The 15,642-nt window shown below is 58.3% G+C and carries 23 protein-coding genes and 1 tRNA gene; 10 read left to right on the top strand and 14 right to left on the bottom strand.

Annotation, left to right across the window (positions count from 1 at the left end):
* Positions 1 to 16 precede the first annotated feature (16 nt).
* Positions 17 to 1,165 carry a MalY/PatB family protein gene (locus M1B34_RS16840; RefSeq protein ID WP_268265691.1) on the bottom strand — a complete coding sequence of 383 codons (1,149 nt, stop codon included), beginning with the start codon at positions 1,163 to 1,165 and terminating at the stop codon, positions 17 to 19.
* Between the two features lie 449 nt (positions 1,166 to 1,614).
* On the opposite strand from M1B34_RS16840, the gene M1B34_RS16835 reads away from it, so the two are divergent.
* A tRNA-Cys gene (locus M1B34_RS16835) sits at positions 1,615 to 1,688 on the top strand.
* A gap of 100 nt (positions 1,689 to 1,788) precedes the next feature.
* Here the strand turns inward: M1B34_RS16835 and M1B34_RS16830 are convergent.
* The 13 genes from M1B34_RS16830 to M1B34_RS16770 form a co-directional block, all read right to left on the bottom strand.
* Positions 1,789 to 2,856 carry a tyrosine-type recombinase/integrase gene (locus M1B34_RS16830; RefSeq protein ID WP_268265690.1) on the bottom strand — a complete coding sequence of 356 codons (1,068 nt, stop codon included), beginning with the start codon at positions 2,854 to 2,856 and terminating at the stop codon, positions 1,789 to 1,791.
* 3 nt (positions 2,857 to 2,859) lie between these two features.
* Complete coding sequence (locus tag M1B34_RS16825) at positions 2,860 to 3,096, bottom strand: DUF4224 domain-containing protein (RefSeq protein ID WP_268265689.1); 237 nt, start codon at positions 3,094 to 3,096, stop codon at positions 2,860 to 2,862.
* Positions 3,096 to 5,189 carry a DNA cytosine methyltransferase gene (locus M1B34_RS16820; protein WP_268265688.1) on the bottom strand — a complete coding sequence of 698 codons (2,094 nt, stop codon included), beginning with the start codon at positions 5,187 to 5,189 and terminating at the stop codon, positions 3,096 to 3,098. Before M1B34_RS16820 ends, M1B34_RS16825 begins: the two co-directional genes overlap by 1 nt.
* The gene (locus M1B34_RS16815) at positions 5,186 to 5,833 is read right to left on the bottom strand and encodes a hypothetical protein (protein WP_268265687.1); all 648 of its coding nucleotides are present in this window, start codon (positions 5,831 to 5,833) and stop codon (positions 5,186 to 5,188) included. The genes M1B34_RS16820 and M1B34_RS16815 overlap by 4 nt, the downstream gene beginning before the upstream one ends.
* A gap of 71 nt (positions 5,834 to 5,904) precedes the next feature.
* Positions 5,905 to 6,717, bottom strand: coding sequence for a DUF2303 family protein (locus M1B34_RS16810; protein WP_268265686.1), 813 nt, complete (start codon positions 6,715 to 6,717; stop codon positions 5,905 to 5,907).
* Between the two features lie 39 nt (positions 6,718 to 6,756).
* Positions 6,757 to 7,107, bottom strand: a complete 351-nt coding sequence (locus tag M1B34_RS16805; RefSeq protein WP_258718218.1) for a hypothetical protein — start codon at positions 7,105 to 7,107, stop codon at positions 6,757 to 6,759.
* A gap of 52 nt (positions 7,108 to 7,159) precedes the next feature.
* Positions 7,160 to 7,402, bottom strand: a complete 243-nt coding sequence (locus tag M1B34_RS16800) for a pyocin activator PrtN family protein (protein WP_268265685.1) — start codon at positions 7,400 to 7,402, stop codon at positions 7,160 to 7,162.
* Positions 7,399 to 7,773, bottom strand: coding sequence for a hypothetical protein (locus M1B34_RS16795; protein ID WP_268265684.1), 375 nt, complete (start codon positions 7,771 to 7,773; stop codon positions 7,399 to 7,401). Before M1B34_RS16795 ends, M1B34_RS16800 begins: the two co-directional genes overlap by 4 nt.
* Positions 7,770 to 8,045, bottom strand: a complete 276-nt coding sequence (locus tag M1B34_RS16790; RefSeq protein ID WP_268265683.1) for a hypothetical protein — start codon at positions 8,043 to 8,045, stop codon at positions 7,770 to 7,772. The genes M1B34_RS16795 and M1B34_RS16790 overlap by 4 nt, the downstream gene beginning before the upstream one ends.
* Before the next feature lie 10 nt (positions 8,046 to 8,055).
* Positions 8,056 to 8,631 carry a deoxynucleotide monophosphate kinase family protein gene (locus tag M1B34_RS16785; RefSeq protein ID WP_268265682.1) on the bottom strand — a complete coding sequence of 192 codons (576 nt, stop codon included), beginning with the start codon at positions 8,629 to 8,631 and terminating at the stop codon, positions 8,056 to 8,058.
* On the bottom strand, positions 8,628 to 8,828 hold the full coding sequence (locus M1B34_RS16780; RefSeq protein ID WP_268265681.1) for a hypothetical protein: 201 nt from the start codon (positions 8,826 to 8,828) through the stop codon (positions 8,628 to 8,630). The genes M1B34_RS16785 and M1B34_RS16780 overlap by 4 nt, the downstream gene beginning before the upstream one ends.
* 143 nt (positions 8,829 to 8,971) lie before the next feature.
* The gene (locus tag M1B34_RS16775) at positions 8,972 to 9,325 is read right to left on the bottom strand and encodes a hypothetical protein (protein WP_268265680.1); all 354 of its coding nucleotides are present in this window, start codon (positions 9,323 to 9,325) and stop codon (positions 8,972 to 8,974) included.
* Positions 9,322 to 9,462, bottom strand: a complete 141-nt coding sequence (locus M1B34_RS16770) for a helix-turn-helix domain-containing protein (protein WP_268265724.1) — start codon at positions 9,460 to 9,462, stop codon at positions 9,322 to 9,324. Before M1B34_RS16770 ends, M1B34_RS16775 begins: the two co-directional genes overlap by 4 nt.
* Before the next feature lie 122 nt (positions 9,463 to 9,584).
* On the opposite strand from M1B34_RS16770, the gene M1B34_RS16765 reads away from it, so the two are divergent.
* The 9 genes from M1B34_RS16765 (at position 9,585) to M1B34_RS16725 (ending at position 15,591) form a co-directional block, all read left to right on the top strand.
* Positions 9,585 to 9,779, top strand: coding sequence for a helix-turn-helix domain-containing protein (locus M1B34_RS16765; RefSeq protein ID WP_268265679.1), 195 nt, complete (start codon positions 9,585 to 9,587; stop codon positions 9,777 to 9,779).
* A gap of 167 nt (positions 9,780 to 9,946) precedes the next feature.
* Positions 9,947 to 10,435, top strand: coding sequence for a phage regulatory CII family protein (locus M1B34_RS16760; protein ID WP_268265678.1), 489 nt, complete (start codon positions 9,947 to 9,949; stop codon positions 10,433 to 10,435).
* Complete coding sequence (locus M1B34_RS34325; RefSeq protein ID WP_268265677.1) at positions 10,428 to 10,634, top strand: TraR/DksA C4-type zinc finger protein; 207 nt, start codon at positions 10,428 to 10,430, stop codon at positions 10,632 to 10,634. The genes M1B34_RS16760 and M1B34_RS34325 overlap by 8 nt, the downstream gene beginning before the upstream one ends.
* Entirely contained in the window at positions 10,631 to 11,668 is a 1,038-nt protein-coding gene (locus M1B34_RS16750) for a PriCT-2 domain-containing protein (protein WP_268265676.1), read from the top strand. The genes M1B34_RS34325 and M1B34_RS16750 overlap by 4 nt, the downstream gene beginning before the upstream one ends.
* Positions 11,669 to 13,162: a primase-helicase family protein gene (locus M1B34_RS16745; protein WP_268265675.1), complete on the top strand. Its 1,494-nt coding sequence runs from the start codon at positions 11,669 to 11,671 to the stop codon at positions 13,160 to 13,162. It abuts the gene before it with no gap.
* A 247-nt stretch (positions 13,163 to 13,409) separates the two neighbouring features.
* The gene (locus M1B34_RS16740) at positions 13,410 to 13,793 is read left to right on the top strand and encodes a hypothetical protein (protein ID WP_268265674.1); all 384 of its coding nucleotides are present in this window, start codon (positions 13,410 to 13,412) and stop codon (positions 13,791 to 13,793) included.
* Positions 13,790 to 14,272, top strand: a complete 483-nt coding sequence (locus tag M1B34_RS16735; RefSeq protein ID WP_268265673.1) for a hypothetical protein — start codon at positions 13,790 to 13,792, stop codon at positions 14,270 to 14,272. Before M1B34_RS16740 ends, M1B34_RS16735 begins: the two co-directional genes overlap by 4 nt.
* Positions 14,273 to 14,644: 372 nt before the next feature.
* Positions 14,645 to 15,136, top strand: coding sequence for a hypothetical protein (locus M1B34_RS16730; RefSeq protein WP_268265672.1), 492 nt, complete (start codon positions 14,645 to 14,647; stop codon positions 15,134 to 15,136).
* Between the two features lie 110 nt (positions 15,137 to 15,246).
* The gene (locus M1B34_RS16725) at positions 15,247 to 15,591 is read left to right on the top strand and encodes a phage holin family protein (RefSeq protein WP_268265671.1); all 345 of its coding nucleotides are present in this window, start codon (positions 15,247 to 15,249) and stop codon (positions 15,589 to 15,591) included.
* Positions 15,592 to 15,642 lie beyond the last annotated feature (51 nt).

Raw genomic sequence — 15,642 nt, 5'->3', positions numbered from 1 at the left:
GCGGCGCGCCTTGCGTTCAGCGTTTGCTCAGGCTGTCCTGCAGGCGCTGGATGCCTTCTTCGAGCAGCGCCCGCGGGCAACCGAAATTCAAACGCACGAACTGCCCGCAGTCATCGCCAAACTCAAGGCCCGCGCTAAGCCCTACCTTGGCCTGCTTGAGGAAAAAGTCGTGGGGGTCGGCCAGCCCCAACGCGCTGCAATCCAGCCAGGCCAGGTAGGTGCCCTGGGGCGCGTGCATACGGATGCCCGGCAGCCGAGTCGCCACCGCCTGCACCAGGTAATCACGGTTGCCTTGCAGGTACTCCATCAGCGCCGCCTGCCACGGCCCGCCCAGGGTGATCGCGGCGAGGGTCGCTTCCAGGCCCAGGGGGCTGACGCTGTCGACCATCCCCGCCCGAGCGTTATTGAAGCGCAGGCGGGTGGCCGGGTCCTGGATCACCGCAAAGCAGGTTTTCATCCCGGCGATGTTGTAGGCCTTGGTCGCCGACATCAGGGTGATGGTGCGGCGGGCAATCTCCGGGCTGAGGGACGCGGTGGGAATATGCCGGCGACCGTCGAAGCACAGCTCGGCGTGAATCTCGTCAGAGATGATCAGCGCCCCCTGGTCCAGGCAGGCTTGCGCCACCGCCAGCAGTTCATCGCGGGGGAAGACCTTGCCCAGGGGGTTGTGCGGGTTGCTCAGGAGCAGGGCGCCAGCCCCTTGCAAGGCGTGGCGCAGTTTCTCGATGGGGGTGTGGTAGGTGCCCTCGGCGTCGACCTCGAAAGCCAATTCGGTCTTGGGCAACTGCCAGTTGTCCGGGGCCATGCGCAGCGGCCGGTAATTCGGGGTCTGCACCACCACCGTTTGCCCTGGCTGGACAAAACCGTGCAGGGCCATGTTGAAGCCCGGCTCCACCCCCGGCAGAAACACCAACTCATCGGCCTGCACGCGCCAGGCGTACTTGTGCCACAGGTCGGCGACGATGGCTTCCCGCAGTTCGTCCTGGGGCACGCTGTAGCCGAGCAACGGATGCTCCAGACGCTGACGCAGAGCCTGGATAATCTCCTCAGCCACGGCGAAGTCCATATCGGCCACCCACATCGGCAGCACATCCTCCGGGTAACGGCTCCATTTGGTGCTGCCAGTGCCGTGGCGCGGGTACAGGGTGTCGAAATTCAGGCTCATCAAACGCGTCTCGTCGAGTCGGGGAAAAAGCCGGCAACCATCCGGCGGCTGGCCGGATTCTAGCGCTTGCCGAAAGCGCCGGGGGAGCGATTAAGGAGGGCTGTGCCAGGCAGTCGGCACAATCCGCCGACCATCTGGGGGGGAGGGCAACGGCCTAGGCGCGTCAACGAGGCGAGCTATCTGCCCGAGATTGTGCAATCATCCGGCCCCGATACAGGGCCCCAAGGCCCGCTCGAACGCCCGTATTCTTGGGGGCTCGCAGCGTTACTGGAAAAAAATTCGAATAGGAGTTGCCAGGACTGTAAAACGCGTCCATAATTGCGTCCATTCCTGAAACGGAAAAAGCAAAAACTCTTTAGAAAACAAAGAGTTACGAGATCAAAGCGATCTTGGTGGCGTTAAAGTTTGTTTGTGTTAAGCGCTGTGTTACAGCAGCATTTGACACTTGGGGCCGAGTAGCAAAATGGTTATGCAGTGGATTGCAAATCCACCTACGCCGGTTCGATTCCGACCTCGGCCTCCACCCTTGAAAGCCCCGTAGATCAACGATCTACGGGGTTTTTTATTTGCCTGAAAAAACTGATCGTTTCCGCAATTCTGACAATCGTTTCCGCAACCCGCTGTTATTTTGTGGGCTTCACGATCTCGCCAACCCGTCGATAAACCTTCTTCGTCATCTCCTGAGTCGAGTGGCCCAGCAGTCGGCTTGCGTGTTCGATGTCATCGATTTCACTTGCTGCTTTCGGGCGTATATCCCGGAATTGGAACTGACGGATCGTTGCTGCCAGGGCAGTGTCTCCATCGGACAGCGCCTTGGTCGCCGCTTTCTCCCTGGCCTCGTCCCAGCGGTTGCGTAACATCGGATAGCTCATTCTCATTCCGGATTGATTAGTGATCAGGCTTGAAGTTTTGATTCCGGCCTGAGCTTTACGCTCGATGAGGTCATCTAAAAATGCACTCAAAGCGGATGCGTCAGCGCCGTTATGCAGCTGGATGCGCAAACGCTTCTCTGTCTTACCCTGGGATACCATCAAGAATCCATTGCTGAGGTCATTGGTCGAGGCGTTGAGGACGTCTGACGGGCGTTGGCCGGTCAGATATGCAAGATCCATTGCGTCCTTAAGCTCGGGCGGGGCTTGGGCGTAAACCGCATCCCACACAATCTCGCCGGCGTAAAAGTCGCGAGGTGTCTCTTTGTTGCGGCGCAGGCCTGCGCATGGGTTTGCCTTGTCGGTAAGCCCCCATTCTCTAGCAAACGTGAAAATGGAAGAGAGTAGGGCGAGCTCCCGGTTCGCCCGTACCTTTGCTGTTCTGACATCGCGATACTGAGCGAGTACTTGCGGGGACATTGCGTCAATAGGCGCAGCCTCGAAAGCCTGGCGAAGCTGCTTCAGTCCCTTTTGATAATCTTTCTGGGTTCCTGGCTTCAACCCTGGGATGATCCTTTCTTCGTAATCGTCAAATAAACGGCCCATCAGATGGACCGTCTTTGGTACTGCTTTGCGGTCCAGGCGTGCCCACTCGATCTTCGCCTCGTTCAAATCGCCGCCAAGAGCTATTTCAACTCTCCGGCCTTCGGCGTCCTTGCCGTTGTAGTAGTACCCAACCCATATTTTCCCGCTCTTCAGTTTCCGGGTTCGCCGCAACATGCGTGGCGGCAAGTCCCGGTTTGATGCCTTTTTATGACGCATTTCTTAGCTCACACGCGATAAATCAAGGGTCCAGGTTTCCGCTACAGCACTGGATTCTGACGGCCTTACGCCGGCCAGTTTCAGTCGGGCGTATACGCGGCCAACGATAGGGCGTTGAGCTCCTGTGAGGACGAAAACCCAGCCGTTGTTGAGCAGCCATTGGCGTTGATGGGAGGGTGTTTTGTAGCCAGTGATGGTGGCCAGCTCGTCGTCGGTCAAGGTTTCGCTTTGGAGTTCCATTATGCTGCCTCCTGGATCTGCTCGATTTGGCGCCATGGATCATTGGCGCGTGCAAGTGCAGCCATCGGCGGTGGGCTGACACTGTTGCCGCACATGTGGACCTGCTGGGTCTTAGTGAATGGTTTGCCGTCGGCGCCGTGACTGATGATGTAGTCGGCCGGGAAGCCTTGGGCCTTGTACAGCTCGGCCGGTTTGAGCATCCGCAGGCAGATGTCGACGATCACATAGGGTGTCCCCTTGACCATCACCGTGACCATGGCCAAGCGGTCCTTGGTGGTGATGGTGGGCGTCGGCGCATCGCAAGCGCTGATGTTCTCGGTGCCGTAGTAGCTGATCAAGAATGCGGCAACGCGCAGGGCGCCGGCTTCGTGTTCAGGCGACAGGGTGAGCGACACCAGGCAGCTCTTGCCGCCGCCACCGGCGGTGATAGTTGGTGCCGGGTCTTGCAGGTGCTGGCCCACACTTCCGCCGAATGCACGCTCCATGAAGGCGCTGACCAATCCGTGGTGCTGCCCGCCGGCGCTGATGGTGTGCAATGGGTCGTTGAGATCCCGTGCATCACAGTTGCCGCGCATGTGCACAAGGTGCGCCACCGCCAGTTGCTGCTGGCTGCCTGTGTTGGTCACCGTGGTCATGGGGTCACGAATATCTTTAGCGTGCGTTGTGTTGAACCCGCCGTTGGCCTGGATCATCACCGCGGTGCTGACGGACTGGCCGCCGCCGCTGGCAGTGATTGTTCCCACTGGCCCGCAGATGTCGTTCACCCCATGGCTACGTCGCTTGTTTGCGCCAGAGCCCTCACCATGCCCTGCCTGGACGATGCAGGCTGCTGCTAGCGCGTGCTTCACGCCGCCGGCGACCACGGTGCCCAGGGGTTGATCCAGGCCCGGCACTCGCGGCTCTTGGCCGGGCCGCTCGCCATACCCCGACTGAATAAGCGTGGGACTGATCAGCGTTAGTTCACCGCGATTGGCGCACGTCACGGTTGGCAGTGGATCAAGTGGGTCATTGATCCTGTCACTGCCCTGGTGGGTTGCTGGTGCGATCACCGGGCTCACCACCGAGAAGGCGCCGCCTTTGGGGTAAGAGGTGATGGTGCGCAACGGCTCACCGGCGGATTGCACGGACTCACCTGACCAATTAGCAATCGGCACAATGAACGGCGTCGGGTTGTCGATGACGAACTTCTTCATGCCCTTTGCAACGCGGCGCAGGGTGGCCTGTGCCAGGTCTTTCTTGCGGCCGAAGATGCTTTTGCCCAGGTCGGTGAAGTCGATGCAGTCTGCGGCGGTTTTCCACTTCTGCTGACCCTTGACCGGGTTCTTTGCGTGGGTTGGCTCCGGCCATACGATTGGCTGGCCGTCGCACCGGGCAATCATGAACAGGCGCTCTCGGCTTGTCGGCGCGGCGAAGTCGCACGCCTTGATCACCTTCCACTCAACGACATAGCCCATGCCTTCCAGCAGGACCACGAAGCGGCGCCAAGTGCGGCCTCGATGTTTCGGGTCGGGCACCAGGAACTGATTGGAAACCGGTACCCATTCGCCCGGTGAGGCTACCCGATTGGTGGTCTTTCCTTTTTTCGTTGGGTGCGGGACCCGGTCTAGGGTAACCACCCGGCCTGTTGCCTTGTCGCGTTTGGCGATCAGGCGGCCCCACTGCAGGATCTGCTTAACGTTCTCCAGGCTGATCACCCGGGGCCGCTTTTTGCCTGCCCACTTGCAACCGATCCACGACAAGTTTCGGATTTCGCGTTTGCGCGGCTGGCCACCGGCAGCCTGGCTGTGATGTGTGCAGTCCGGTGACATGTGGAACCAGCCCACGGCCTTGCCGCCGCACTCTGTGTCAGGGTCCCCCTCGAACACGTCGGTGGTGAAGTGCTGGGCGGCCGGGTGATTCACTGTGTGCATGCTGATTGCTTGCGGGCTGTGGTTCTTCGCCACGTTCACAGGCCGGCCCAGACCCATTTCGAGGCCGGTACCGGCGCCGCCGCCACCGCAGAAGAAGTCGACAACGATCTCATCGTCTTGCGTGTTGAAACCTAGGGCGTACTGGGTCTTGAAGTCGAAGGGAGGTTTCTTGAGGCAAGTCATGCCGCATCCTCCGCACTTCCCACGCCCAGCTCCTGCTCTTGGCGCTGCTTGTCGTGCTCATACGCTTCGCGGAGGGCGTCACGCAGGTGGTTGTAGCCCTGGGTGTCCGCCTGATGCGGGAAGGCGATGGTGCTTTGTTCCAGGTCGCCCCAAAGATCGCCGCGGCTGTTCAGCCACTCGATCAATTGGGTGTCGAGGGGGTCGATGATCAATGCGTTCGCTGCGGTGACGTTGCAGAAGGTCCGATAGGCCAGTGCCTGCGTGTGCTTGACCAGTACCGCGGTTTTAACCTGGACGGCTTCGGTTCCTTGAATTAGCTTCCACGTTTCATGAGCCAGACGCAGCGCCTGTGTGACATCCATTACAATCTGGTGGTCGGTCATGGTGAAGGGGGTGGCTCTCAGGAACAGGGCTTTCTCCTGGTATGCCTGGAGCTCGGCGCCTTGCGCTTCACGGATTCCGTTGAGCCGGATGATGTCCTGGTTCAGCGCCTCGATCCGCTGGCGACCTTCCGCCTGGGCTCGGGCATGGCCGGCCTCCAGTCTTGCAAAGGCTTTGAGGACCGCTTTGCGGATGAAGTAGCCCATCAGCAGCAGGCCAATGAGCAGGCCGACTGTGATGATGATCAGGTGTTGAGTTTGCATGTGCTGTGATCCTCGTTAGAGCCCGCCGCCGGATACGTGGTGAGAGGACGGCGGCGGGGTGTTGCAGGTGGTTACGCCAGCTTGAAGCTGCCGATGGTCAGCGTTGCGGCGGTGCCCACATCGGCCTGGACGACTTCCTTAAATTCCTGGGCCAGGTCTTCGCGCAGTTGTTCCTCGCCGATCCAGCGCAGCTTGAGCAGTGGCTTGTCGCCGCCGGTCAGTACTGCCACACGCAGGCGGATAGTTCTCGCCGTGAGCCCTTCGTAGGGCTCGACGGTGAAGCGGAATTCGGCGGGCAGCCCTTCGGACGACTTGGCCTCGATCTGATCCATGGCGGAGCGCGATGCGCTCAGGTCGCCGACGACGTGCTCACTCTTGCGGGCCTGCTCGATGCTGATCGAGCGAATGGCGCTCGCTGCTTTGCGCAAGTCGATAGGGGTGTCGTCGGCGGCTAGGGAAACCAGGTTGGGGGCCCAGTCTTCGATCCAGTCACTCAGGTCTTTCTGCTGGAACGTCGAGCTGGCGGCGCGCTCCAGGGCCACAAACCCGGCGGTCTTGCGCAGGTTCAGCGTTGCTGTGAAGTCGCCGTGCCCGGGGTTGTTGATGTCACCCAGGTTGAAGTACACGGTGCAGCGCATCTGTTCCGCGTCCACGAAGCCAACGGCTGCGGCTTCGGTGGTGTGGTGTTGCACGTAGTTGCCGAAGTCGTGCAGCGAATGGGTGACCAACTCGCCGCGGAAGCGGCTGCGGAGAATCTGGAACTTTTCGATGCTGTGAATCTTCTGGTCCGCCGGCAGCACCAGGGTTGGGGTGTACGTGTCCAGGGGTTTGGCGTAGGCGAGGAGGGCTGTGTCCTGAATCAACTTAACTGCTTGAGCTTCCATTGAACGGTTCCTTCTGTGGTGAGAGGTGTGGATCTTGGGTTACGACTTGGCGTGAATCGGTGCGTCGTTTCGGTCGAACAACTGCCCCGGGCCTGGGGCCTCTGCGAATAGGGTCAGGCGGCCGCCTTCGTTGACATGCATGGGCGTGTCGAGGGTGGTGTCTTCGCTGCGGCTGCCGCGTTTGGTGGGCACCTTGTAGGCAAGCTTGTGGTTGACGGTCACCTGGTGGCTGGACGCGATTTGGCTCAGCGTGAAGGTGATGGTCACCGTGCCGACCTTGCTGTGATCGACCACGCCTGCAGCGACCTCGGAAAGTGCGTGGCCGATCTGATTGGCGAAGACTCCGGCGTTGAGTTCGCCGATGAATTCGGCGGTATCGGTTGGTTTCATGTGCTGTGTCTCACTGGTTGTTCGCTCCTGATCGGCAGGGGCTACCGTTGAATCAGGCCGCTGCTTTCTTTGCCTGGGCGTCGAGAAAGGCCGCCAGGTCGTGCAGGTAAACCACCCGCGGCGCCCGTTCCGTGCGGTGAACGCGTTTTACCTTGAGCGCGATGCGGCCCTTTCTGATCTCTTCAAGCAGGTACTTGTCGGTATGGATGTGCGGGAAGTACTGCTCCCGCACAGCGGCCAGGGTTGGGCACGGTGTCGCGAACTGGCGTCGCAATTGGTCGAGGGTGGCACTCATGGGCTGGCCTCCCCGCACCCCGCCTGGAGTGGCTGGAGCTTCAAACGGATCAGTTCGGCGAGACCTTCTTTGCTCTTGCCTTTGGCCGCTGCCAGGACGTTGCCTTTGGCGTCGGCCACAACCGCGCCGTAGGGGTATTCCGGGCACTTGACGGGAGTCACGTAGGCGATCTGGTCAGGCCCGACGACGGCATCCACGCAGCGGAATACTTCGGCTAGTTCGACTGATAAGGCGGGCAAGGCTTCCAGCAGAGAGACAGCTTCCGACGAGGCGCCGATGAGAGTGGCGCGGCTGATAACCGTGGGGTGGTTGATGTACATGGGCACCAGTTTCAAGGCGCCTACAGCAGAGTTGATGGCATTCTGTTTCATGCTGCGGCGTCCTTGTTCGTGATGGTGATGTCGAGCTTCTTCGCCAGCCAATGCACACCGGCCTCGGTGACCATCACCACGGCGTAGTGCTTGAGGCGGGTGGTTTTCCCGATCTGGACGCTGCGCGGGTCTGAGAACAGATGGCCGCCGTCACGGTGGTTACTGGCAAGGTCGCCATCCTTGGTTAGGATGCGCAGGTCGCGGAGCTTTGTGCGGAAGGCTCGGGGCTTGATCCCGAGCACTGCCGCTGTCTGGTCCAGGGTGCGGTTCATAGCCAAGTCCTCAGGCAGCGGTTTGGTCCAGGGTGCAACGCCGGATATCCGCAACGCAGTCGTCGATCAGGCACCGCAAATGCTCTCGGTCCCCGGTGTTGCGAACGATAAGGTCGGGCTGCTTGACGTGAATGCCGGCTTCGCTGATATGCGGATTCACTGGCGCTGCGTCGGGCCGCGAAATGTGGATGATCGTGCCGCCGCGCTGGCGGATGAACTCGGCTTCGTTTTCGAAGCGCACGTCGCTAATGACAAAGCCGACGACGCTCGACAGCGAGTTCTGCAGGTAGTTGAGGTTCTGCTCGGCGATCTTCACCCAGACGTCCGGGTTAACCATTTGGCGCGCCCACTCGGTTCCCATGGACTGCATCAGCTCACGCGGAGAGCGGCCCAGCCACGGCAGTTGCTGCTCTTTGCGCTCTCCTTCGAAGTCGTCTGGGTCGAGGTTGAAGATCTCCATGAGCCCAGAGCGGAGCGGGTCAGCGAAGGCGTAGTGTTCCAGCAGGTGGTTGCGCACCAGGTGGTCAGCGGCGGTGGATTTGCCTGAGCGGGCAGGGCCGGCGAGGCCAATCAGTAGACGCTTCATGCTGCGTCACCCCCGAACGGGCCGGGTTCGAAGGCTGTCGGCTGTGCGGCTGCGGTTGGTGCGCGGTGGCCGGGGGTGATGATCACCAGCAGGCCGGTCTGGCGCTGGATGGCGTCAACAGCGGCGGGGCTGGTGCAGGCCGCGGGGTGTAGGTACACCGGGCAGCGGTTGGGGCTGTGCTGTGTGGGCGTGTGCATGCTTCGTACTCGTGGTGAGAGGAGTACGAGCGAGGTTATACATACGTTTTTGTGTTGTCTATACGTTATCGAATAAATTATGCGTTTTAAGCGGTTCGTATAGAGATGCTGGTGTAGGGCACATCCTTCCGGCGGATTGTGCGTTACTCGGGGAGGGGTGGAGTCAACAGAAGCTTCAGTTCAGCAATCCGATAGGTTTTCAGGGCCTCGATAAGCATCGGCTCTTCCTGATATATCTCCTTGATGTAGTCGTTTAGGAGTTCTTGGACTGCGCTCTTGAGTAGTTTCTCGGGTTCAAGAGAAGTGAAAGTACTACTGGATTCAGAGTTCCTAACTACCTTAATTTCAAGCTTTGTCGTGTCAGCTCGAGCCCTACGGCGCTTAGGGTTTGAACCAGTATTTGCGGGCTCTGGTGCTGTAAGGAGTGGTTCTTCAATGGGTTTTTTGGGGGGGAATGGTAGATCCTTTTTTCCTGTCCACAGCCAATTCGCACTCACTCCAAGCGCTTGGCAATCTTTTCAATATTTAGCTGCCGTGGGCTCAGGGATTCCCCGGTGATGATCCTATGGACGGTCGGTTGTGGTACTCCAGCCCGGCGACCTAGTTCAGATTCAGAAAACCCTTGCTCGGCCATGCGCTCGGCTATTCGTTTACCAATCATTTTAGGACCCTGATTTTTAGATGCATCAGCGATTGTATTGCATGGGGCTATTCGTTTGCGTATGATTTGTTGCAGGCAAACGCATGGTGAACAACATGTCCATCCAAGAAATGCTGAAAGCGCTTTTAGCCCTTGGTTTATCTCAACAGGCTATTGCTCTGGAGGTTGGAACAACTCAACCCACTATTAGCAGGGCCATTAAAGGGGCTGATGTAAGGCACGAGCTTGGCAAAGCCATCGAGCGGTTTTATGCCGAACGGGTAATGCAGCCCAGGAGAAGTGCGGCTTAAAAGTATAAATCTACAAGATTAGAGATAAGGGTGCCGGGCTGGGGCCTCTCACCACAAGAATCCCCCAGGCCGGCTACGACGATACACAGCACATGCACATCGGTCGTGGTCGTAGGATAGGGCGTGCCTGTTTCTATGGCTAGACCGTAAAAGGGGTATTTACGGTTATGAATCGTACAGATCAATCACCGGCCGCTGCGCCGGTTCTTTCGCTTCGCAAGGCCATCTACCGCGCTGCCCATGACTACCGGGGCGGCGTGACCGCACTGGCGCTGGACATGGTGATGGAGTACGACAGCCTGCAGAAGAAGGTCAAACACGACTTCGAACAGCGCTGGCTGGATCCTGATGAATTGGAAGAGTTGATCCGGTTGACGGGCAATCCAATGCTGCTGGATGCGCTTATGCGTCCCGCTGGCATGGTCTGGTACAAGCCAGAAGCGGCGGCACCGACTAAGGCTGCGTTGCTGGCGGTGAGCAAGGTGCTGCACCAGACCGGTCTTTTCGTTTCCAGCATGCACGAAGGCGCTGCCGACAATATCTGGGAGCCGCACGAAGTCGAATGCCTGGAGAAGCACGGCAACGACGTGATTCGCGCAGTGCTGGGGATCATGGCGGGCGCCCGCGAAGCGATGGAGGCCCGCCAACATGGTTGATACCGTAGATACCGCAAACGACCAGGCCGACTACTTGCTTCAGGTGGCACTTGAGCGTTGCCAGCGCCCAGCGACGGGCGTCGCCAGTGCGGAGTTCTGCATGGACTGCGACGATCCTATCCCGTTGCTTCGCCAACAGACGATTGAGGGTTGCCAGACCTGCGTCAGTTGCCAGGGGTTGCGGGAGGCTCGGCGATGAGCGGCGATAAGATCCCGTTGCAGCTCTTCGATCTCCCAGCTTTGCTTCAGTACATTTCACCTGATCAGCGTGATACCTGGGTCGAAGTCGGAATGGGTTTGAAGTCCGAGTTTGGCCAGGAAGGCTACGGGCCCTGGAACATCTGGAGCCAAAGCAGCAAGACCTACGACGGTAAAACAGCATTGTCGGTGTGGAAGTCATTCAAGAAGGCCGGTACCGGTATGGGGACGGTCATAAAGATGGCGCTCAATGCCGGCTGGCGGCCGGATAAGACCGAGATGACTGCCGAGGAAAAGCGGGTATTCGCGGCTGAAGCTGAGTTTCGGCGTAAACAGCGCCAGGCCGAGGTTGAAGCTGATGAGGCTTTGCTCGAGGAAATGCGGGCTCTCGTCGCTGACTGCTGCCAGAAAATCTGGATTGAGCATTGCCAGTCGGAAGGCCATAGCCCTTACCTGGATCGAAAACAGGTCGGTGCGTTCGGTATTGGCTTCTTCAAGACCACCGTAATTCTATCGATTGACGATCACAACAAGCGCTGCCAGATCTGGTCGGGCAGCAACACTATGCAGTTCTTCGACAGCTTGCCCAAGCCTCGGCCTGACTCACTGAGCTTTCTTGTGTTCAAGCCGGGCACAGTTGCTGTGCCGTTGCGAGATGCCTCAGGAAAGCTCTGGAGCTTGCAGGCGATCAATGCGCAGGGCACCAAGCTGTTTCCCAAGTACGGACGTAAGTCTGGATGCTTCCACGTTCTTGGCCCAGTCGATGACCCGCTAGACATAGCGCTTGCCGAGGGATACGCCACGTCTGCCAGTGTGCACATGGCTTTGGCCTGGCCCGTGGCGATGGCTGTCGACTCGGGCAACTTACCTGCTGTTGCTCGAGCGCTTCGTGGCCAGTTCCCCGATGCTCGTTTGCTGGTGGCCGGTGATGATGATCCGGATGCGAAAGGTAACCCAGGTAGGACCAAGGCCGAAGCAGCTGCCTCGGCCAATGGCGGCTTTGCGGCCTTTCCGATTTCGTTGGAGCAGGCATAAATGGCAATCGACTGGAACGACCTGCACTGCAAGTCTGGTTTGGACGCAGTACGTGAACAACTGCTGGGGTCCTTGAAGCCCGGAGCATCCGCACAACCTCCCGATCACTCTAGTGATATTAACGAAACGTCCCCCGACCTTCTTCCCCGCGCCCCTTCTTCTGAGTGCGAAGGACCAGGTGAAAAAGCGCTTACTCACACCCTCGGGGAGGGGGGAGGATTCCGCATCAGCGAGCAGGAGCTGCTTCGTGACTTCGTAGTGATCTATGGAATGGACGTGGCGTGGGATTGCGCACGCTCGCGGATGATCAAACTGTCGGCTATCCGTGAGGCCGTTGGGCGGACCCGCTACAAGTGGTGGCAGGAAAGCGAGCATCGGCGCATGGCTCAAGATGTCGTATTCGATCCGACCGAGCAATGCGGGCCGCTCATGTTGAACCTTTACGACGGCTTTCACGCAAAACCCGATCCTCGGGGGGCGGATGGGTGTTTGCTGATTCGCAAGCACTTGGGGCTGCTCTGCAACAACCGGGCTGACGAATACCTATTCCTGTTGAAGTGGATTGCTTATCCGCTCCAGCATCCAGGGACAAAAATGGCGACCGCAGTGGTGATGTTCGGTGCAGAGGGTCCAGGTAAGAGCTTGTTATGGGAAAAAGTCTTGCGCCGCATTTATGGCGACTATGGCACCACCATCGGTCAGGCACAGTTGGAAAGCCAGTTCACCGGTTGGCAGAGTCGCAAGCTGTTTGCCCTTGCCGAGGAGGTTGTGAGTCGCGAGGAGATGCGTCACTACAAGGGTGTGCTCAAGCACCTTGTGACGGGCGAGACGTTGCAGATCAATGAGAAGAACATGCCGGTTAGGGAGGAGCGCAACCACCTCAACTTCGTGTTCCTGTCCAACTCGACGGTGCCGTTGGCACTGGATGAGGGGGATCGACGCTACCTGGTGCTTTATGTTGATCGAGTACCTCCACCGGATTATTTCAGCGCCTTGGTGCATGAGATCGATAACGGCGGCATTGAGGCGTTTTATCACTACTTGATGAATCTGGACCTGTCTGGTTTCAACCCGCACACCAAGCCTCCCTTGAACGAAGAGAAGCAAGGGCTGATCGATGGCAGCCTACCAGCGCCGCGATACTTCGTAAGGCGCTGGCTGGCTGGAGAGACGGAGTTCCCAGTGACGGCTGCCGTGACCCAAGATGATCTATGGCGGGCGTTCTGTAAGTGGTGCGACGGTGCCAATGAGTTCAAGCGACGACAGCGAGACTTCACCCAAGAGGCAGTGCGAGATCTGAAGCAAGCTCGGCCTGATATCCGCTATCCGACCCAGAGTGATGACTTCAAGACAACTCGGATCTATGTGACACCCGCGTTCCTTGCGGAGAAACAGACCTTGGGCCGCGAGTGGGCAGGCAAGGCTGCGTTGGAGTGCCGGAAGTTTGCCACGGCTTTCGACAGGCGTTCATTGCCTATGCCGGGGGAGTTCTGATTCCGACAATCCGACAACATTCCGACATGGCTAAAACACGGGTTTCGCCCAATGGATATTGGGGTTCCGACATTCCGACAAGCTTTTTAGGTTTGCTCATGTGCACGTATACACAGGCGAGAAACTCCCTAAATACCTGTCGGATTGTCGGAATCTATACCTAAATAACTGTTTTTATTGATTAAAAGTGTTCCGACAGTATTCCGACAAAAAAACCGACAGTAAAAACTCAGCAGGAATCGAACAAATGGCGATTTACACAATTAAGCAAGGGCTTTTTTCCAAGGTGGCCGATGGTATTGAAGAGCTCCTCAAAGCACGAATCGTTCATTGGAATAGTTTTGGGGAGCTGTTCGGTGGGTTTCGGTTCGTCCTGCATGATGAAGTTCCAGAGGTTTACGAGACTTATCGCCGGCTAGCCTTTGAGTCCGGCCAGCAGAAAATCCAAAGCTGGATGCCCGCAATCCAATGGGTGTTTGTTGTCAGTACATCGGATGACGGTGTTGACCTGATTTTGATCGAGGATAGTCTGCCCGATTACCTGGAAGCGCTCCGACAGTTGCAGCCATTGGCTCAGAGGGCGCAGCAGCGAGCTGATGAAGGTCGCGTCGAGTCGGGTGTGCGGCGATGATTCAAGAAATTGAAGAGCTGATGAAGCATTGGGGGCGCCAGATCTGCCAACTTGGTGATGGCGGCGGGCTGGGCAGTCCAATGGCGACGATCATGGAGTGGGGTGGCAGCGCTCCCCGTGGCACGCCGGGGCCTCGTTTGCCTGGCAGTGGTGCTGGTATGGATCACGTTGCTTCCGAAGTCGCAGCAGCGCTTGCTCAACTTGAGCGTCAATCAGCGAAGGGTGCCCAATTGGCAAAGCTGGCCTATAACCGGTACCTGCCGGAAAGACCGCTGACTGTTCGTGCTCAGTTGGCATTGCTGGGACTGTCTGAGGATGCTGATCGGACCTACCGTAACTGGGTTCATTGTCTTCATCAGCAGGTGCAGCTCATTCTCACGGTGCGAAGCGCTACGACACGCGGTATCACACGCCGCAGCGGGCAAGCTAAAACGGATCTGACCCGCGTTTCAATGGTGAGGCGGCGGCAAACCTGCTAACCGTTCGTCGGGACGCTTTGCGTCAGGTTGGCGGCGAGTCGGCGTCGAGTTGACGGTAAGTTGAAGCACCGAAAATGACCTCTTTTCGGTTTTTCCGGACAGGGGTAAAAAGTCTCCACGATATGCAATTTGCGCCTTGGCGCTGACCTCGCACGTGCTGTGCACGCTTCACCCGGGTTCCCTCACCCGGTCACCTGGCCTCGCTTCGGCGGGGCTTTTATTTGAGGACCTGTCAGCAGTCGGCATAGTTTGCAGTGACCGATTCGCAGCAGGTTGGCACGATCTCCGAGTTCTTGAAAAAGGCTGCGACAGTCCCAATTATTTAGAAGTAGCTGGTTTAAAGGCTCAACGCAACGGATTGAGGAGTTGGGAATGACTGATGACGTAGATGGCAAGCTTGATGAGATTTTTAATGCGCTAGCTGAAAAACAAGCTGCGGCTGCGCGTAGACAGCAAGAAACGGAAATAAAGCAGGATGCAACCCTTCAGGAGTTCAACGCTTTGAAGGAGACTTTAATCCGTCCGACTCTTGAGGGACTCGCCCAAAAATTAAGTGGCAGGGGTCATGCAAGCAAGGTATTTGAAACTGAAGAAGGTGGGCCAGGTAACGGAAGCACGCGGGACGCAAGGGTCGGTATACGCTTTCTATTCGATGAGAAAGCCCTTAATGGGCGTGATAGCGAATATCCGCATTTGACCTTGGCGCTCGACAAATCCGCCGGAAAGATACAGTTCTACTCAAGCACTATGTCTCCGGGAAAGGGAGGTTCGGCAGGAGGCGCTGGTTCGGTAGACCTTGGCTCCTTAACTCAAGAGCTAATCAACCAAAAAGCTTTGAAGATTATTGCTGAGGTTTATAAGTAGGTGTTCGGTTTCACTTATTACTCGGCCTAAGTAAGCCGATTTTTCAGCCCCGCCTAGTGCGGGGTTTTCTTTTTAGGCGCCGGTCCGCGCTCACTCCTCTGGGGCACTACATGACTAATGAGCAACAAGCGCTGGCAGAGATGCCGATCTGGTTGGTGATCGTTCTTTCCCTAGTGGGCGGAGTTTCCGGGGAGATGTGGCGAGCAGACAAGGAAGGCGCGCGAGGTTGGGCCCTAGTGCGGCGTCTCGCGCTGCGGTCCGGTGCCTGTATCGTCTGCGGTATGGCGGCAATGATGCTGTTGATAGGCGCCGGCGTGTCGGTCTGGACGGCGGGCGCTTTTGGCTGCCTGACTGCGATGGCCGGCGCCGATGTTGCCATCGGGTTGTACGAACGTTGGGCTGCCAAGCGGCTGGGCGTGTGCGAAGTGCCGCCCAGCGATGGCGGTCAAGCATGACAGCGCCGGGCGGGCCGGGGCGGGGGCCAGAATTTTTGGGTCCTCCCCCGG

It is taken from the genome of Pseudomonas morbosilactucae, from assembly GCF_023241715.1.
Classification (GTDB): Bacteria; Pseudomonadota; Gammaproteobacteria; order Pseudomonadales; family Pseudomonadaceae; genus Aquipseudomonas; species Aquipseudomonas morbosilactucae.
Note: the sequence above shows the minus strand (reverse complement) of the source record. Positions and strands in the feature narration are given on the sequence as shown.

Bases quoted from the DNA above. Each gene is read 5' to 3' on its own strand.
- M1B34_RS16770 (WP_268265724.1), bottom strand. From the start codon at position 9,462: ATGGCCGAGCAAGGGTTTTCTGAATCTGAACTAGGTCGCCGGGCTGGA.
- M1B34_RS16800 (WP_268265685.1), bottom strand. From the start codon at position 7,402: ATGAGTGCCACCCTCGACCAATTGCGACGCCAGTTCGCGACACCGTGC.
- M1B34_RS16745 (WP_268265675.1), top strand. From the start codon at position 11,669: ATGGCAATCGACTGGAACGACCTGCACTGCAAGTCTGGTTTGGACGCA.
- M1B34_RS16810 (WP_268265686.1), bottom strand. From the start codon at position 6,717: ATGGAAGCTCAAGCAGTTAAGTTGATTCAGGACACAGCCCTCCTCGCC.
- M1B34_RS16740 (WP_268265674.1), top strand. From the start codon at position 13,410: ATGGCGATTTACACAATTAAGCAAGGGCTTTTTTCCAAGGTGGCCGAT.
- M1B34_RS16820 (WP_268265688.1), bottom strand. From the start codon at position 5,189: ATGACTTGCCTCAAGAAACCTCCCTTCGACTTCAAGACCCAGTACGCC.
- M1B34_RS16790 (WP_268265683.1), bottom strand. From the start codon at position 8,045: ATGAACCGCACCCTGGACCAGACAGCGGCAGTGCTCGGGATCAAGCCC.
- M1B34_RS16825 (WP_268265689.1), bottom strand. From the start codon at position 3,096: ATGGAACTCCAAAGCGAAACCTTGACCGACGACGAGCTGGCCACCATC.
- M1B34_RS16730 (WP_268265672.1), top strand. From the start codon at position 14,645: ATGACTGATGACGTAGATGGCAAGCTTGATGAGATTTTTAATGCGCTA.
- M1B34_RS16795 (WP_268265684.1), bottom strand. From the start codon at position 7,773: ATGAAACAGAATGCCATCAACTCTGCTGTAGGCGCCTTGAAACTGGTG.
- M1B34_RS16785 (WP_268265682.1), bottom strand. From the start codon at position 8,631: ATGAAGCGTCTACTGATTGGCCTCGCCGGCCCTGCCCGCTCAGGCAAA.
- M1B34_RS16735 (WP_268265673.1), top strand. From the start codon at position 13,790: ATGATTCAAGAAATTGAAGAGCTGATGAAGCATTGGGGGCGCCAGATC.
- M1B34_RS34325 (WP_268265677.1), top strand. From the start codon at position 10,428: ATGGTTGATACCGTAGATACCGCAAACGACCAGGCCGACTACTTGCTT.
- M1B34_RS16760 (WP_268265678.1), top strand. From the start codon at position 9,947: ATGAATCGTACAGATCAATCACCGGCCGCTGCGCCGGTTCTTTCGCTT.
- M1B34_RS16815 (WP_268265687.1), bottom strand. From the start codon at position 5,833: ATGCAAACTCAACACCTGATCATCATCACAGTCGGCCTGCTCATTGGC.
- M1B34_RS16725 (WP_268265671.1), top strand. From the start codon at position 15,247: ATGACTAATGAGCAACAAGCGCTGGCAGAGATGCCGATCTGGTTGGTG.
- M1B34_RS16830 (WP_268265690.1), bottom strand. From the start codon at position 2,856: ATGCGTCATAAAAAGGCATCAAACCGGGACTTGCCGCCACGCATGTTG.
- M1B34_RS16765 (WP_268265679.1), top strand. From the start codon at position 9,585: ATGTCCATCCAAGAAATGCTGAAAGCGCTTTTAGCCCTTGGTTTATCT.
- M1B34_RS16780 (WP_268265681.1), bottom strand. From the start codon at position 8,828: ATGCACACGCCCACACAGCACAGCCCCAACCGCTGCCCGGTGTACCTA.
- M1B34_RS16750 (WP_268265676.1), top strand. From the start codon at position 10,631: ATGAGCGGCGATAAGATCCCGTTGCAGCTCTTCGATCTCCCAGCTTTG.
- M1B34_RS16840 (WP_268265691.1), bottom strand. From the start codon at position 1,165: ATGAGCCTGAATTTCGACACCCTGTACCCGCGCCACGGCACTGGCAGC.
- M1B34_RS16805 (WP_258718218.1), bottom strand. From the start codon at position 7,107: ATGAAACCAACCGATACCGCCGAATTCATCGGCGAACTCAACGCCGGA.